Source organism: Bacillus sp. JZ105, from assembly GCF_053903125.1.
On sequence record NZ_CP096387.1, the window covers coordinates 3,063,496 to 3,079,697 of the forward strand.

General features: G+C 41.4%; 15 protein-coding genes and 1 riboswitch. Of the genes, 5 read left to right on the plus strand and 10 right to left on the minus strand.

What is annotated here, in order from left to right; all coding sequences use genetic code 11:
- Positions 1 to 30: 30 nt before the first annotated feature.
- From M1D81_RS15855 to M1D81_RS15885, 7 genes are all read right to left on the minus strand, one after another.
- Positions 31 to 1,041 (minus strand): LacI family DNA-binding transcriptional regulator, encoded by a 1,011-nt coding sequence (locus tag M1D81_RS15855; RefSeq protein ID WP_456266404.1) that lies wholly within the window; start codon positions 1,039 to 1,041, stop codon positions 31 to 33.
- A 57-nt stretch (positions 1,042 to 1,098) separates the two neighbouring features.
- Positions 1,099 to 2,532 (minus strand): glucuronate isomerase, encoded by a 1,434-nt coding sequence (gene uxaC, locus M1D81_RS15860; protein ID WP_456266403.1) that lies wholly within the window; start codon positions 2,530 to 2,532, stop codon positions 1,099 to 1,101.
- A 135-nt stretch (positions 2,533 to 2,667) separates the two neighbouring features.
- Positions 2,668 to 4,422 (minus strand): sensor histidine kinase, encoded by a 1,755-nt coding sequence (locus M1D81_RS15865; protein WP_456266402.1) that lies wholly within the window; start codon positions 4,420 to 4,422, stop codon positions 2,668 to 2,670.
- A gap of 3 nt (positions 4,423 to 4,425) precedes the next feature.
- Entirely contained in the window at positions 4,426 to 5,148 is a 723-nt protein-coding gene (locus M1D81_RS15870) for a response regulator (protein ID WP_456266401.1), read from the minus strand.
- A 175-nt stretch (positions 5,149 to 5,323) separates the two neighbouring features.
- On the minus strand, positions 5,324 to 6,139 hold the full coding sequence (locus tag M1D81_RS15875; RefSeq protein ID WP_048237424.1) for an ABC transporter ATP-binding protein: 816 nt from the start codon (positions 6,137 to 6,139) through the stop codon (positions 5,324 to 5,326).
- A 20-nt stretch (positions 6,140 to 6,159) separates the two neighbouring features.
- Positions 6,160 to 7,182 carry a FecCD family ABC transporter permease gene (locus M1D81_RS15880; RefSeq protein WP_456266400.1) on the minus strand — a complete coding sequence of 341 codons (1,023 nt, stop codon included), beginning with the start codon at positions 7,180 to 7,182 and terminating at the stop codon, positions 6,160 to 6,162.
- The gene (locus M1D81_RS15885; RefSeq protein WP_456266399.1) at positions 7,183 to 8,235 is read right to left on the minus strand and encodes a FecCD family ABC transporter permease; all 1,053 of its coding nucleotides are present in this window, start codon (positions 8,233 to 8,235) and stop codon (positions 7,183 to 7,185) included.
- A gap of 258 nt (positions 8,236 to 8,493) precedes the next feature.
- Here M1D81_RS15885 and M1D81_RS15890 point away from each other — a divergent pair, with 258 nt between their 5' ends.
- Positions 8,494 to 9,432, plus strand: a complete 939-nt coding sequence (locus M1D81_RS15890) for an iron-hydroxamate ABC transporter substrate-binding protein (protein WP_456266398.1) — start codon at positions 8,494 to 8,496, stop codon at positions 9,430 to 9,432.
- Positions 9,433 to 9,472: 40 nt separating this feature from the next.
- On the opposite strand, the gene M1D81_RS15895 is transcribed toward M1D81_RS15890, so the two are convergent.
- From M1D81_RS15895 to M1D81_RS15905, 3 genes are all read right to left on the minus strand, one after another.
- The gene (locus M1D81_RS15895; protein ID WP_456266397.1) at positions 9,473 to 10,879 is read right to left on the minus strand and encodes an amino acid permease; all 1,407 of its coding nucleotides are present in this window, start codon (positions 10,877 to 10,879) and stop codon (positions 9,473 to 9,475) included.
- 191 nt (positions 10,880 to 11,070) lie between these two features.
- A riboswitch (Lysine riboswitch) is annotated at positions 11,071 to 11,249 on the minus strand.
- 120 nt (positions 11,250 to 11,369) lie between these two features.
- On the minus strand, positions 11,370 to 11,513 hold the full coding sequence (sspJ, locus tag M1D81_RS15900) for a small acid-soluble spore protein SspJ (RefSeq protein ID WP_456266396.1): 144 nt from the start codon (positions 11,511 to 11,513) through the stop codon (positions 11,370 to 11,372).
- Between the two features lie 81 nt (positions 11,514 to 11,594).
- On the minus strand, positions 11,595 to 12,023 hold the full coding sequence (locus M1D81_RS15905; RefSeq protein ID WP_456266395.1) for a MarR family winged helix-turn-helix transcriptional regulator: 429 nt from the start codon (positions 12,021 to 12,023) through the stop codon (positions 11,595 to 11,597).
- 150 nt (positions 12,024 to 12,173) lie between these two features.
- On the opposite strand from M1D81_RS15905, the gene M1D81_RS15910 reads away from it, so the two are divergent.
- From M1D81_RS15910 to modB, 4 genes are all read left to right on the plus strand, one after another.
- Complete coding sequence (locus M1D81_RS15910; protein WP_456266394.1) at positions 12,174 to 12,659, plus strand: metal-dependent hydrolase; 486 nt, start codon at positions 12,174 to 12,176, stop codon at positions 12,657 to 12,659.
- 123 nt (positions 12,660 to 12,782) lie between these two features.
- Positions 12,783 to 14,633, plus strand: a complete 1,851-nt coding sequence (locus M1D81_RS15915) for an LTA synthase family protein (protein ID WP_456266393.1) — start codon at positions 12,783 to 12,785, stop codon at positions 14,631 to 14,633.
- A 115-nt stretch (positions 14,634 to 14,748) separates the two neighbouring features.
- On the plus strand, positions 14,749 to 15,531 hold the full coding sequence (gene modA / locus M1D81_RS15920) for a molybdate ABC transporter substrate-binding protein (RefSeq protein ID WP_456266392.1): 783 nt from the start codon (positions 14,749 to 14,751) through the stop codon (positions 15,529 to 15,531).
- Positions 15,531 to 16,196 carry a molybdate ABC transporter permease subunit gene (gene modB / locus M1D81_RS15925; protein ID WP_456266391.1) on the plus strand — a complete coding sequence of 222 codons (666 nt, stop codon included), beginning with the start codon at positions 15,531 to 15,533 and terminating at the stop codon, positions 16,194 to 16,196. Before modA ends, modB begins: the two co-directional genes overlap by 1 nt.
- Positions 16,197 to 16,202 lie beyond the last annotated feature (6 nt).

The window sequence follows — 16,202 nt, forward strand, 5'->3', positions numbered from 1 at the left end:
CACGTGAACATTTTTCTAAGAAGGTGCTGATTACTGCACCTTTTTAACTGAATCTCTGATCATCAGCTCTGTGTGGACATACACTTTTTCCATATGATCCTCTTCTTGCTCTTCACCGTTTATTACTGAAAGGATAGCTTCTGCTCCAAGTGCACACATTTTTTCAATCGGTTTTTTCACCGTTGTCAATGCAGGTGTGGTATAGGACGAAAAAGCAATATCATCAAAACCAATAATAGAAATATCACCTGGACACGTTTTGCCTTTTGCAAATAATGCATTCATTGCACCAATCGCCATGTCATCGTTTGAGCAAAAAAGCGCTGTTGGCGGATCATCAAGGGCCAGCAGCGATTCCATTGATTCGTAGCCGCTTTTCATATGATAATCACCTTTCATCATATATTCTTTTTTCATAGGTATTTGGTGATCAATTAACGCTTGCAGGAAACCAGCTTTTCTTTCTTGAGTTGATTTAAAGCCTTCTTTCCCTTCAATGATGGCGATTTGTTCATGACCTTGCTGAATGAAATGGTGTGCAGCCTGGTAAGCTCCTTGACTATCATCTGCTAATATATTCATGACCTCATGACTTTCTATACGGCGATTCAGCACAATGATGGGAATGCCCTGTTTCTTCACATGATGGATAAATGCTTCATCGTGCTCGCTTTGACTCATGAGCAAAATACCATCGTAGCGTTGTTTATGAATGGTTGTGTAATCGTGAAAGTCGTCAATTCCTCTTACAAAGAGATTATAATACTCTGTCATGACGCTATTGACACCTTTTAACGCATCCACAAAGAAGCTTGAAGATGTGCCTTCTGTTAAACTCGTAAAAAACAGACCAATTGTAAATGATTTTTGTGATACTAGGCCTCTCGCATGGACATTCGGTGAATAATTCAGCTGTTTTGCAATCGACAAAATCTTTTGTTTTGTCTTCTCTTTTATAAAAGGACTGTTATTCAAAGCCCTTGATACCGTGGTATGAGAGACGTTTGCCAATTTTGCTATGTCTTTAATTGTGACTGTCATGCTATTCCGCCTTTTATGATTTTTTACCATCTTATCATAAAACCGCTTTCAATTTCTTCATGTCATTTTGTTGTGCTTGAGCTGCTTTGCCCGGTCAAATTGGAAATACTGCCTGGCATTTTCATAGCTGATTTCTTTCACGATTCCCCCTAACAGTTCAAGATCATAAGGGGCTTCTCCTTTTTCTACCCAATCTCCGATGATATCGCAAAGCAGTCTTCGAAAATATTCATGCCTTGTATACGACAAAAAACTTCGCGAATCGGTCAGCATCCCAATGAAACGGCTGATCAGTCCAATGCTGGATAGAGCCATCATCTGCTCTGTCATCCCTTGTTTCGTATCATTAAACCACCAAGCTGTGCCGTGCTGGATCTTCCCAGGTATCGTCCCGTCTTGAAAGCTTCCAGCTAATGTTGAAATCACAACATTGTCCCGAGGATTCAAGGAATAGAGAATGGTTTTTGGCAGTGCCTGTTCTTGTTCTAAGCAGTCCAATATTCGGCAAAGCGGCTTGGCAATGTCTTCATCATTCATCGCATCATACCCTGTATCTGGCCCAAGCCGCTCAAACATTTTCGTATTGTTATTCCTAAGCGCATTGATATGAAGCTGCATCGCCCAGCCCCGCTCATAGTAAGCCTTACCTAACTGAATGAATGTTAGTGTTTTAAATTTGATCTTCTCTTTTTCCGTCAATGAATGCTCAGACATTCTTTTATGAAAGATGGCTTCCACTTCTTCTTCTGTCGTTTCTTCAAACGTCATTTCGTTAATGGCATGATCTGAGATCAGGCAGCCCTGTTCATGGAAAAAATCAATTCTTGCGAGGAGTGCTGTCAAAAAGTCTTGATAGGATTGTATTGAAGTAGATGAAGCCTCTGCCAGTTCGTGAACATACGCTGTAAATAGGTGATTCATTATATCGAGTGCCTTATCAGGCCTAAATCCGGGCAGTACTTGCACAGTGAATCCTTCTTCCCGCAGTTTTTGATGATAGTAAAGCGAATCGACTGGATCATCTGTTGTCACGACTGTTTCAACGTTCGATTTCACAATAAAGTCTCTTGCACCAAACCCCTCTCCTTGCAGCTTTTCATTTACTTTTTGCCAGATGATGTGTGCGGTTTTTTCGTTTAAAAGTTCTTCAACTCCAAAATATCGTCTCAGCTCTAAATGAGTCCAGTGATAGAGCGGGTTTCCAATGGTCATGGGAACGGTCTTCGCCCACGCCAGAAATTTCTCATAGTCTGAGGCATCCCCTGTGACGTGCGATTCTGGTATGCCATTTGCTCTCATGGCACGCCATTTGTAATGATCTCCGTAAAGCCATGCTTCGGTGATATTATGGAAGGATTTATTTTCATAGATTTCTTTGGGGCTTAAATGACAATGGTAATCTAGAATTGGAAGGTCCTTAGCAAACTCATGGTATAGCTTTTCCGCCGTTTGACTGTTGAGTAAAAACTGATCATCTAAAAAGGCTTTCATCAAACTCCCCCATCTCTCTTATAGATAAAAATAATTTGTTCACGTTAACAATTTTATTGTAATCGTTTACAAAATTGATTTCAATCCTAAAACAGGAAAAAACGATCTCCTTTAGAAAAGAAAATCGTTTTTTGGCTATTTTACAGGTGATGATTTTTTTAGGATAATCGCAATAGTTGTTCCAGTGCCTAGTTCACTTTCAACTTGAATGTCACCGTCATGCAGCAAGACAAGCTCTTTTGCTATCGCAAGTCCGAGTCCTGTTCCGTTCGTTGGATCATTTGTATTTGTCCCTCTGTAATAGCGATTAAATAGGTGATCCACCGTTTCCTGTACCATTCCGCGGCCATTGTCTTTCATTTCAATCCGAACTTCTTCATCTGTTTCAGATAAAACAGCTGTAATATGAGTGCCTTTTTCATTATGCTTCACTGCATTCGCCAGCAGGTTCTCAATCACTCGTCTGAACCAGGCTTTATCGATCTCAAATATGACACCATCTGTGTGATCTTCAAAGGAGCATGGATAATCCTCAGATAAGGAGCTTCTTGAAAACTCGTCCATAATGGCAGCTAAAAATTCACTGAGTTCAACCGGTTTCCGATTAATAGGCAGGGCACCATTCTTCAATCGGTACGTGAGGTTTAAATCTTCAATCAGTGTCGACATGTATTCTGATTTCTCACGAATCACCTGTCCCATTTCTATGACTTCTTCCTTGGACCATTGATATTGATTGGATTCAAGCATGAGTCCATAGCCGTAAATCGTACTTAGAGGCGTTTTCAAATCATGAGACAATCCTGCAATCCATTCTTCCCTTGTGGTTTGAATTTTTCTTCGGTTTGCTTCATTCTCTTTTAATGTAAGTGTAAGCTGCTCCATTGTTTTTAGGATATCCTCAAATAATCGGTATTCCCGTTTAATACGGCCTTTTTTATTTTTGCTGACTGGAACTCCCTTTCTATTTGTTGGTTCCTGCAATTTATTTCTAGATAAGAAAATCAGCCAGCGAATAATGTGATAAATTGGCAGTCCATAGCGGTACGAATACCATGATGTCATGACAATAATAATGGTGAGTGCAAGACCTGCATTTAAGATAGTTGTATATTGATTTAAAGCGTCTGTCTCTTTATCGTAAAGTTCGTCCGGGCTGTATACTTTATTTGGTACCGAAACAATAATATACAGGTTTTTATTCACTTTCATATAAGTCAGATCACTTCTAAACTCCCAAGGTTTCGATTGATACTTGAGCAGTTCAACATCTGTTACGTTATGTTTCAAATCGGTGTTGGCTCTAATGCCTTTTAAATATTTTCCTTCGTCATTGAACAAATGCACCGATCCATTCATTCTCTTCAAGAATTCTTTTGTTTCAACCGAGTATTGAGATAGTGCAGCCAAATTTTTCTCGTGCTGCTTCAGATAATTGGCTACCTTTGTACTGTTCGTTTTGAACCCATATAACACAATAAAGCTTTCTTGATCAATCTCAATTGGCCAGAAGTACATCTTATAATCTTTAAATTGTCTCTTTTCAAAGATCTTGATCATTTCATCCTTTTGATAGGATGTTGGAATGGTTTTAGGGCGATGATAACTATAAACGTTTTTCTTTTTCGAATCAATTACTTGCAGCCAGCCGTCTCGTTTTTCCACTGCTTGCTTGAGCTGATCGTCGGCTTCCATTTTTCCATCCTCATTAAAATAAAGCCAGCTCATGAGTGTATCTCCATCAGCTTTTGTTAAACCAGTTTCGGTCATGTTCTTGTAGTATTTATTTAAATATAAGTTCTCAGAGAACGTATTCCCAATCATCAAAATGGCAATCACAATAAACATTTGTCCGACAAAGTGAAAGAAAAGTTTTGCTCGTAAATTCATAAATTATTGAAGAACCTTTGCAGGGTGCGGTATAAATTTATATCCCATACCACGGATCGTCACAATATATTCTGGCTGACTCGGATCTAATTCAATCTTTTCTCTCAGCTTTCGAATATGAACCATGACAGTGTTGTTATCACCATATGATGGGACGCCCCATACTTTCTCATAGATTTGATCTTTTGAAAGAACCACATTCGGATGATCACAAAAGTACTTCAGCAAAGAAAGAAGCTGAGCAGAACATGCCGTCACCTCTCCTCTTACTTTCAATTCGGCTGCATGAGGATGATAGGAGAAATGGGCATAATGATATTGGCTTTGAGTGTCTTCTTGCTCCTCCTGTAAGGAGATATATGTTCGGTTTAGGTGAGCCTTAATTCTAGCCACTAGCTCAAGCGGGTTAAATGGCTTCGTGATGTAATCGTCTGCCCCCTGCGCAAAGCCCGTCAGTTTATCGACATCAGACGTTCTTGCAGTTAAATAGAAAATGGGCGCTTTCGTTAATTTTCTGATTTCAGGCAGAACGTCAAAGCCAGACTTACCGGGCATCATCACATCTAGAAGTAAAAGGTGGATATCCTCATTTTTGACAACATCTAATGCTTCATCTGCATGGTAGGCTTTATAAATATGCCTGAATCCTTCTTTTTTTAATACGCGTTCAACCATTTTTACAATTGCTTCTTCGTCATCTGCAATCAATATTTTTGCTGTTTCCACGCATCTCTTTCCTTTCTAGCTATGATCTCTAACCGTATATTACCATTGTCTAAAGTAAAAAAGTACCTCTTTTCTACATAAAAGCGAAAAAATATGCACTAGAGAAAATGGAAGCACTAGGAAGTGTCAGACATGCAAAAAAACCCGGCAGCTGCACCGGGTTCCTTTACATCTATTATCCATTCACAGCTTCTAGCTTTCGTTCATGATTCATAAGGTCATAGGTTAAACAGATCGGCTTATTCGTTCTAGGATCAAGCACAATTTCTGCATCAATATGGAATACCTGACTGAGCACTTCTTTGGTCATGACCTCATGAGGCGTACCATCTTTTATGACTTTCCCTTGATTGAGGGCAATCATGTAGTGTGAAAAACGCGCCGCATGATTCAAATCATGGATGACCATCAACACCGTTCGGCCCTGCTCTCTATTTAAGCGTTCTAACAGCTGAAGAATCTCGAGCTGATGTGCAAGATCCAAATACGTCGTAGGTTCATCTAATAGGAGCAGCTCTGTTTCCTGGGCAAGTGCCATCGCAATCCATACACGCTGACGCTGTCCGCCGGAAAGTGCTTCAATTGGCCGATCATGAAAAGCAATCATTCCCGTTTCCTCAAGTGCCCACCTAATGATTCGTTTATCTTCATTCGATAGACGGCCAAACCCATTTTGATGCGGGAAACGTCCATATGACACGAGCTCATACACTGTCAATCCACTTGGTGCTTCGGGTGTTTGCGGTAAGATCGCCATTTGTTTTGAAATTTCTTTTGTCGGCGTCTCATGGATAGCCTGGCCATTTAAGTAAACAGCTCCTCGATTGGATTTCATAATACGAGACATCGTTTTTAAAATGGTTGATTTCCCGCAGCCATTCGGTCCAATCAGTGTTGTCACCTTGCCTTTTGGGATACTGACATTCAAATCTTCTACAATCAAACGGTCTTGATAACCGATACAAAGCTTTTCTGTTTCGAGCGATTTCATATGTTGTCTCTCCTTCCTCATTAGTTCGATTTCATCAATAAGTAAATGAAGTAAGGTGCGCCTAAAGCAGAAACGACAAGGCCAACTGGCACTTCTGATGGTGCAAGGATGACGCGGCCAATTGTATCTGCCAGTAATAATAACAGCGCGCCAATCAGCGCGGAGGCCGGTATCATTCCTTGATGCTTTGGCCCAACAAGTTTTCTAGCCAAGTGCGGTGCGGCTAATCCTAGGAAAGAGATACTTCCCGCAACAGCAACACTCGCACCTGCTAATGCAACGGCAATCAGCATGAGAAGGCTTCTTTCTTTATGAACAGAAATGCCCAATCCATAGGACAGCTGATCACCTAAATTCATAATGTTTAAGTAGCGTGATCTGACAAGCGCTAATATAAGGAAAATCAGCATCCATGGCAGAACAGATAAGACGTACGTCCAGCTCGAGCCATAAATGCTTCCAGATAACCACACGATGGCTTGGTTAAAATCATTTGGACTCATTTTCAACTGGATGACCACAATTGCTGCTGAAAACGCAGCATTCACACCAATACCAGTTAAAATCAATCGAACAGGTGTGATGCCTTTTTTCCACGCTAACACATAGATGAGAAATGCAGCAAAGCCTGCACCTACGAACGCGAAAAGCGGCATTACAAAAATCGTAAAATCACCTAAATTTGTCATCGTGCCTTGAAATACAAAGATAAATAGCACAACGGCAAAGCCAGCACCGGCATTGACACCGAGAATACCTGGGTCAGCTAAACCATTTTGAGAAACACCTTGCCAAATCGCTCCTGATACAGCGATAGAAGCGCCGACAAGTAAAGCGATGACCATTCTTGGAAGCCTGAACTCGAATAATACGAGTTCATCCATTTCACTTCCGAATCCAAAAAGTGTTTTTAATGTATCCATCGGAGAGATCCGAATTTCTCCGGTATTTAAACTAATGAGAAACACAGCTACGATCGCGAAAAAGATCATGAGCATCGTTCGTTGATATTTCTTTTTCTTTGCTTGCTGCACCATTTCCATTTAAATCCCGCTCCTTTCACGTCTAGCTAAGTATAAGAAGAAAGGAACGCCTATAATCGCCGTAATGGCACCGACTGGCGTTTCAAATGGAGCGTTGACCAGCCTTGCAGCAATGTCTGCATAAATTAACAAAGTCGCCCCTAAAATAGCAGAGCATGGGATAATCCAGCGATAGTCCACACCGACCAAGAATCGAGTGACATGAGGGATCACAAGCCCATTAAAACCAATAGAGCCTGCTACTGACACGGCAGCACCCGTTAAAAGAATAACAACCAATATACCAAGCACCTTGACCGTTTTTGTATACTGTCCAAGCCCTTTCGCAAGTTCTTCACCTAAGCTCAAAACCGTAATCGAACGGGCAAGGATCATTGCAATGATTAGTCCTGCAATGGCAACTGGAATGATGATTTGAATGTTGCTCCAATTCACACCTGCCACTCCGCCAGCATACCAAAAGCTCATATCTTGAGCGACGTCAAAACGGATGGCAATGGCTGAGGAGATGGAGCTCAAAAGTGCTCCAACCGCTGTACCAGCTAGTGCGAGCTTTACAGGGGTCAGCCCCCCTTTTGACATAGTACCGACACCAAATACAATAGAGGCACCGAGTGCGGCTCCAACAAATGACCAAAGAATTAATGTAAAAGAAGATTGGCCAGGGAAAAATGCTAATGCAATGGCAATCGCAAATGCGGAGCCATTTGTCACCCCCATAATCTCAGGTGACGCCAGCGCATTTCTTGTCATTCCTTGCATAATGGCTCCTGATACGGCTAAAAAGGCACCGACGAGGGCAGCTCCAACTGTACGCGGCAGCCTCAATTCCCGAATGATTTGATGTGAAGTTTGATGTGGATCAAAATGAAAAACGGCTTCCCATACAGTCTTTAGATGAATGTTTGCCGCTCCTAATGATACTGATAAAAAAAGACCAAATGCTAAAGCGATCATTCCTATGATGATTACAGCTGCTGTTCCAAAAGGCTTCGTGACAATATCGATCGTATCATCGCTGGCTGGCAGCTGTTTATTCAATTGTGAGCCCAAAACCAGTCTCTTCCTTTCCGTACATATCTATTCTCTATTAGTGATAATGATTATCAATCTCGAAGTCTAGTATATCACTTTCTTTTCTTTTTGAAATCACTGTTCTGATAAATTTCTTTATTTTCAGCAAAAAACTGTGAGAATTTCATCATTTTTCTTTTGGTACTAAATGAACCGATGCATTTTTGTTCCTATCATGTTACGATAAAAGTGAAAATGAGAATCATTATCAAGAAAAAGTGAATAGGAGAACATTTTGTGAAAAAACGAACTGGATTTCTTTTGATTTCTTTATCCATCCTTATGATCTTTACAGCCGCTTGCGGCAGCACTTCAAATAAACAATCTGCAGCGAAAAAGAATGACATGATCACATATCAGGACGCCAAAGGTGAAGTGAAGCTTCCGAAAAATCCGAAACGAATTGTGCTTCTTGCAGAAAGCTATTACGGGGACCTCGTCACACTCGGCAAGACGCCGGTTGCTGCAACATCACCCATCTTTAAAAACCCTTTTTATAAAGGGAAAACAGATGGAGTGAAAAATCTCGGAAGGACCCCATCAGTCGAAAAGGTAGCCGCTTTGAAGCCAGATATGATTATTGCTTGGGGAGAAGATGAGAAGTTTGATCAATACAAAAAAATCGCCCCAACTGTAGCGGTTAAATACAACCAATATTCCTTCAAAGACCAGCTAAAAGAATTCGGTAAAATGACAGGTACACCAAAAAAAGCAACAGAATGGATCACGAAATGGGATACCAAAATTGCTGGGGTGAAACCAAAGGTAACAAAAGCTGTCGGCAGCAAAACGGTTTCGATCGTATCACCATTTGATAAAGGCATTTATATCTTTGGAAACACCTTTGGCCGCGGGGGCGAAATCATTTACGACGAGCTGAAATTAAAAGCACCGAAGGCCGTCAAAAAAGAAGCGATTGACAGTGGTGTCGGCTATGCAAACATTTCTCTTGAGAAGCTGCCAGAATTCGCAGGCGACTATATTTTCACAGGTCCATGGAGCGGCTCAAAAAGTAATGGTGACCAAGTGTACCAAAGCAGCATTTGGACCTCACTTCCTGCCGTCAAAAATAAACATGTATTTGAAATAGATCCAGTCGGTTACTTCTTTAATGACCCAGTGTCACTAGAAGGTCAGCTAGAGTTCATTGTGGACCGATTGACATCTGCATCATAAAAAAACGTTTCTCCATTTCTGGAGAAACGTCTTCCTTATCTTATACCGCTTCTTTGGCAAATCCTTTTGACATGAGTGGATAAAGCAAAATACCCACTAAGAATAGACCGATTCCAAGACCAAAAGTTTTCAAGTCGGCTGTTCCTGAAATAATAACCCAAGCTGAATATACCATCGCAACAAGTGCAATGATACCGTCTCTTGTTCGATTTCCTTTTTGAAGCTCATATGTGTCACCTTGCATGATGACCTTAAAGCTGTAGATAGAAGACACACTATACGGAATAAGATACGCAAGTGTCGCTGATGTGGTTAAAAAGGTAAAAGCTTCATTAATTGTACGTGACATCACAGAGAAGATAAACAGCTGTGACATAATATTTGTAACAGTCAAAGCGAAAGCTGGGCTTCCTTTTTTGTTTGTTTTTGCAAATACTGCTGGAAAATCACCAGCCTTTGCTGCTTGATACGGTACTTCTGAACCAAGTAAAATCCAGCCAAGCATCGAACCAAACAAACAAATAATCGCCAGCAGTGCCATGACAATTCCGCCAGCTGGCCCAATAATAAGCTGAAGCACATCCACAAATGGTTTGTCAGAGCCTTGCAATTGATCATGCGGAAGAACGCCCATTGTAATCAATGTGATAATCATGTAGATCGAAAGTGCGATTAAAAGACCTGTAATCGTCGCACGTTTCACATCACGCTGTGAGGATGCTCTTCCTGATAAAATGACAGCTGATTCAATCCCAATAAATGCCCATAGTGTGGAAATAGCTGCATGATGAATTTGGCCTCCAAGTCCGAGCACTCCTTCCCCGCCTGTTTCAACCGGGAAGTAATAATGTTCAAATAATGCCGTTTGAAATGCAAATAATCCCGCCACAATAAAAAGGACGAATCCAAGCACTTTCGAAAAGGTCGTAATAAAATTCAATTTACTTGCAGCACTTAAGCTAGTGATTAAAATGGTATGTGTTCCCCATAAAAGAAGGGTACATACGATAAACGTCATGAGCTGGCCAAGTGTGACCGCTTCTTTTCCAAAGGTAAAAACTTCAGTCTTCACGGTGAGAATAGGGAAAAAAGTCGTTAAATACCCAGCAAGGCTTGTAATAATTGCGACATTACTAATCCAGCTTGCCACCCAATATCCCCAAACCATTGTAAAACCGGCCGCTTTCCCTTTTTTCGGATCTTTAAAAAGCGCCCTTGCATAACTTTGTGGTCCAGCCGTCAGCTGCGGCTTATGAATGGACAAATGCCCAAATACAAGTGCAATCATCAGCACACCGCCGCCTGTGACAAGCCATGCCATCGTCACCCCTAAAGGACTGGCGTGCTGGGCAAGCGTACTTGGCAGCATAAAGATGCCTGAACCTACCATATTTCCGACGACAAAAGCCGTCAATAACCAAAAACCCCATTTTTTTGTCTGTTCCATTTCCGTACCTCCGTTTTATTCACTTTGGACCAGACCCGGCAGTATCTTCATTGATATATTTGTGAAGCAATGACTTGCATTCTTTATGTTCATCATGGATTACTTATTCACAGCATACCCTTATTTTTGTTACGCAGAACATAAAAAAAAGCCTGAACAAAAGTCCATGCTTTTCAAAACATACACCTTGATCTCCGGATAGCCCTCCACGCTTCAAAGACGTGGCAGTCCTGCATTTATTCAATGCAGACCCAGCATAAAGAAAGTTGGAGCTCTCTTTACACTTCGGCGCTGATGCCTTTTTTCTCATGATCTACGATTCCATCTCTCCTATGAGTGACTCATCATCCGCGCAACCTCTACCTCACTGAGACATAGCGTGAGGATTTCTATCATTTTTACTACACGAAGGTTATCAAACATTCTCACATCTGTCAAAGGGAAAAACATAGAAAAAAGGCAGAGAACGGTTTCTCTGCCCTCTACCTGCTTATTGTTGGTTGTTTTTCTTCTGTTGTACAGCTTCCTGAAGCGGATCGCCTGCTAGCTCTTTACTTGCTTCCTCTAACAGCTGATCTACCTGCTGATGGTTTTTCTCACTTTTCGCCTTTTTATCCTTTTGGAAAAATGACATCGCTGTTTCCTCCCTTTTCATAAAATGCGGTTGCCTGTTTAATTTGTGCTACAGCGCTTAGCATTATACAAGGAAAGAAGCTCAATCATCATGAAAGGTCTGTCTCATTTTTTGCAAGTACGACAGAAAGGTTTTTAAATCTTCCTCTGTGAAGTCTGACATCATATGCTGAATCACTTTTCCGAAAAGACGTGTATGCTTTTCATAAATGGCCATCCCTTTTTCCGTGACTTCTAAACGGACAAGTGACGAATCGTCCTTGTCCCGCTCTCTTTGAATATAACCCTGCTCACATAATTTATTGAGTGCAATAGAGGCTGCACCAGGGTTTAAAGAGAGTCTTTGCTTCAGCTCTTCGGCATGTGATACTTTGCCTTGTATCAAAATAGAAAGAGCATATATCTGCGGAGGCGTGATGTCTTTCTCTAACTCAAGTAACTTGCGGTTTAATTTACGGCTGACTTCATAATGTACAAGAACAATTTCTTTTAAAATGTCTGCATTACCCATCCGAATCGCATCCTTATCGTTAGTATCAACATGACTTCCTCCTTATTATAACCCTTTTGGCCTCTTTTTCTTTAGAAATAAGCCTTGCTGAATGAATCCACCCTTGATATAGTGAGTACTTGAACTAAAGATAGAACAGGAGTACGCATCATGACAGGAAAAACACACATCATGGGCGGAATTGCCGCCTCCACAGCCGTTGCCTACTATTATGGATTCGACCCAGTGACGATGGCTGCTGCTGGATCAGCTGGTGCCCTGGTCCCTGACCTTTGCCATACAAAAAGTAAAATCGGCAGAAAATTCCCGCTGCTCTCGGCACTGATCAGCAGTGTGTTCGGTCATCGCACGTTTACACATAGTTTATTATTTTTGCTGATCATTTATTTTCTAGCGACAACATACATTCCAAATGACAGCCTAAGTATCGGTTTACTAGTCGGAATGGCAAGCCATCTCATCCTGGACGCAGGAACAGTGAACGGGATTAAATTTTTATTTCCAGCTTCCATTAAAGTGCGTCTTCCCTTCTATGTCAAAACAGGCAGCGCAGGAGAACAAGTCGTACTGGCTGCTCTCACCGTCGTTACCTGCTATTACATCGCCGTCATCTGCGGCATATCCATCCCATTCTAATGAATCAAAAAGAGTTTTCCGAAAAACACAGGATATGAATTGATCATTCCTCATTTTTTTAGTAGGTTTAAGATAAGTGTTTTTGCCTTGCAGCTGAATACAGAATGGTGAGGAGCTACATACATGAAAGCGTTTTTCAAAGATCACTGGTTTTTAGTGTACTCCATCCTCTTCATGTGGATGAAAACATACATCATTTATCAATTCGGATTTCACATACGAACGGCCAATCTGTTTCATGAATGGCTGCTTTTGATCAATCCACTTAGCTTTTTGCTCCCTTTGTTTGGGATTGCTCTTTTTTTAAATGAAAAGAAGCAAAAGATTTTTTTATTGACCGCAAATTTGATTTTGACGGCGATTCTCATAGCGAATACGATCTTTTATGGATTTTATATTGACTTCATTACGATCCCTGTATTATTCCAAGCGAAAAACATGGGAGATATGGGCAGCAGTATGACAGAATTGTTCCACCCGCTGTTTTTGCTGATGCTCATTGATTTCGTGGTACTGGCGTGGCTGTTAAAGCGTAAACCTTTAGCGCCAAAAGCCTCCTTCAAGACGATCAAAACATATTATGCCGTGTGCTGCAGCTTTCTATTGTTTCATGTCAGTTCAGCCATGATGGATCATCCCCGCTTTCTGACAAGCTCTTATGATCGAGAAGTGATTGTACGAAACCTTGGGCTGTTCCAGTTCCACCTGTATGACGGCGCTGCCCAAACAGCGCGTCTTGGACAAAAAGCCTTTGCAGATGAAGATACACTTTCAACCGTAGCAAACTACACAAAGGCTGATTATAGTGCACCAAACGACGAGTACTTTGGACTTGCTAAAGGCAAGAACGTAGTGTTCATTTCACTCGAATCAACACAGCAATTTGTCGTTGATCAAAAGGTGAATGGACAATACATCACCCCCTTTTTAAATCAACTCGCTAAAAAGAGTTTTTATTTTGATGAATTTTATCAGCAGACTGAGCAAGGGAAGACGTCGGATTCAGAGTTTATTGTCGCAAATTCCCTCTATCCATCTAGCAGCGGCGCTGTCTTTTTCACAGCGAGTGACAACGAATATGACACGTTATACAAGCAGTTGAAAAAAGAGAACTATCAATCCGTCCAATTTCATGCGAATAATAAAACGTTTTGGAATCGTGATGTGATGTATAAATCGTTTGGAATTGACCGTTTTTATGATGTCGATTCGTATCAGGTCAATGAACAGAATTCAACTGGCTGGGGCTTAAAGGATATCGACTTCTTTGACCAATCCATTGATTATTTAAAAAAGTTGAAGGCGCCTTATTACAGCACGTTCATTACCTTGACCAATCACTTTCCATTTGAAATCGATCCAAAGGATCAGTTGATTGATGAATATGATTCGTCCAGTGCCATTTTAAACCGCTATGTGACGACTGTCCGCTATCAGGATGAAGCCATTAAGACATTTTTTGAACGTATGAAAGAAGAAGGACTGTATGACAATACAATGTTTGTTCTCATGGGGGATCACTATGGCATCTCCGAGGCACATCATCAGGCAATGGCGGAGCTGCTCAAAAAAGATGAAATCACACCGTTTGATGCTGTGAAATTGCAGCGGGTCCCATTTTTGATTTACATTCCGGGAGTCACAGATCAAGCACCGCAGACAATTTCTGAAACAGCTGGGCAAATCGACGTGAAACCGACACTCCTGCATTTACTCGGTATTGAAACGAAGGATGCCATTCAATTTGGCAATGATTTATTTTCAAACGAACGGACGCCTTTTGCTGTTTTGAGAAACGGGAATTTTATTACAGATGATTATCTCTATACAAAGAACACCTGCTATGATCAAAAAACAAAAGAACCTGTTGAACAGGATGAGGTGTGTCAGCCTTATATCGAAAAAGCCAATAAAGAGCTTTCCTTATCAGACAAAGTGATCAATGGGAATTTGCTCCGTTTTTATCAGCATTAAAAGTCGCCTTCTGGCGGCTTTTTCTTTTCTCTTTTTACTGAAAGCCTATGAATGGTCAAATAAGTTTGCTTATAATAAAGGATACAGATGATATTGAATAATAAGAGGTGTGAACATGAAGTTGAAGTATGCGTTCTTCGCCTTCATCGCCATCTGTTTGCTCCTGAGCGGGTGTCAAACAGAGATGAAGCCATCGGATACAAGCAAAAAAACAGAGATTGTCATTTCAGCTGCGGCAAGTCTTCAGGATGCACTAAAGGAAATTGAATCCACCTATAATGATGAGCATCCGAATGTGACATTAACAAATAATTTCGGGTCATCCGGCACATTGAAGCAGCAAATTGCGCAAGGGGCAAAGGCGGATCTCTTTTTCTCTGCAGCTGAAGCGCCCTTTGATGAGCTTGTGCAATCTGGAGACATCGATCAACATTTTATCAAGGATGCTATCCAAAATGAGCTTGTACTCATTGTGCCAAAAGATCACTCTTCCTCTATTAAAAGCTTTCATGATGTCCAGCACATAAAAGGTAAGATTGCTCTTGGCACACCTGAATCCGTTCCTGCTGGTACATACGGCAAAGAGATTTTCACAAAGCTGAACATCTGGGATCAAGTGAAAAAGAACACTGTGTACGGCAAGGATGTGCGGCAGGTTTTAAGCTACGTAGAAACAGGAAATGTGGAAGCCGGTGTTGTGTATAAGACAGATGCCCTCGTTTCCAAAAAAGTAAAGATTGCAGCTGAAGCCAATCAGGACATGCACTCACCGATCATTTACCCAGTAGGGATCGTAAAAGGGACAGAACATTTAGAGGAAGTCAAGTCCTTTTTCCAATTTCTTCAATCAAAAGCAGCCAAATCCATTTTTAAAAAGTACGGCTTTCAAGTGACATAATGCCCATGCTGACTGAAGAATTCCTATCTCCCATTTGGCTGTCCGTGCAAGTTGCCGTTGTGAGCGGGCTGCTGGCAACTGTTTTTGGTACAATGATGGGCTATTGGATGGCGCGAACTTCATTTAAGGGAAAAATGATCGTAGAAACGCTTTTGATGATGCCGCTTGTCCTTCCGCCAACGGTTGTAGGGTTTTTATTGCTCGTCATATTCGGAAGGCATAGCTTGATCGGAGGCGTGATTGAATGGATCTTCCACCAGCCGGTCATTTTCACTTGGTGGGCGGCGGTAATTGCATCAACGGTTGTGGCATTCCCGCTTATGTATCAATCAGCAAAAGCCGGATTTTCAACCATTGAGTCAGATATTGAAGGGGCTGCAAAAGTAGATGGTGCTCATTCATTCCAAGTCTTTGCCTATATAACAGTACCACTTGCCCTGCCTTCTCTCTTGTCAGGCAGCGTCCTCAGCTTTGCTAGAGCCCTTGGAGAATTCGGGGCGACCTTAATGTTTGCCGGCAACATCCCAGGAAAAACGCAAACACTTCCAACCGCTATCTATGTGGCAATTGATTCTGGACGAATGGAGCTTGCTTGGGCTTGGACGATTTGTATTGTGATCCTATCTTTTATCATGCTCTTGGCTGTGCGCCGAAGCAGGACGTAAAAAATC

Excerpts from the sequence above, each read along its gene's own strand:
- M1D81_RS15855 (WP_456266404.1), bottom strand. The coding sequence starts at position 1,041 with ATGACAGTCACAATTAAAGACATAGCAAAATTGGCAAACGTCTCTCAT.
- M1D81_RS15910 (WP_456266394.1), top strand. The coding sequence starts at position 12,174 with ATGACAGGAAAAACACACATCATGGGCGGAATTGCCGCCTCCACAGCC.
- modA (WP_456266392.1), top strand. The coding sequence starts at position 14,749 with ATGAAGTTGAAGTATGCGTTCTTCGCCTTCATCGCCATCTGTTTGCTC.
- M1D81_RS15875 (WP_048237424.1), bottom strand. The coding sequence starts at position 6,139 with ATGAAATCGCTCGAAACAGAAAAGCTTTGTATCGGTTATCAAGACCGT.
- M1D81_RS15865 (WP_456266402.1), bottom strand. The coding sequence starts at position 4,422 with ATGAATTTACGAGCAAAACTTTTCTTTCACTTTGTCGGACAAATGTTT.
- modB (WP_456266391.1), top strand. The coding sequence starts at position 15,531 with ATGCCCATGCTGACTGAAGAATTCCTATCTCCCATTTGGCTGTCCGTG.
- M1D81_RS15905 (WP_456266395.1), bottom strand. The coding sequence starts at position 12,023 with ATGGGTAATGCAGACATTTTAAAAGAAATTGTTCTTGTACATTATGAA.
- sspJ (WP_456266396.1), bottom strand. The coding sequence starts at position 11,513 with ATGTCATTTTTCCAAAAGGATAAAAAGGCGAAAAGTGAGAAAAACCAT.
- M1D81_RS15915 (WP_456266393.1), top strand. The coding sequence starts at position 12,783 with ATGAAAGCGTTTTTCAAAGATCACTGGTTTTTAGTGTACTCCATCCTC.
- M1D81_RS15895 (WP_456266397.1), bottom strand. The coding sequence starts at position 10,879 with ATGGAACAGACAAAAAAATGGGGTTTTTGGTTATTGACGGCTTTTGTC.
- M1D81_RS15880 (WP_456266400.1), bottom strand. The coding sequence starts at position 7,182 with ATGGAAATGGTGCAGCAAGCAAAGAAAAAGAAATATCAACGAACGATG.
- uxaC (WP_456266403.1), bottom strand. The coding sequence starts at position 2,532 with ATGAAAGCCTTTTTAGATGATCAGTTTTTACTCAACAGTCAAACGGCG.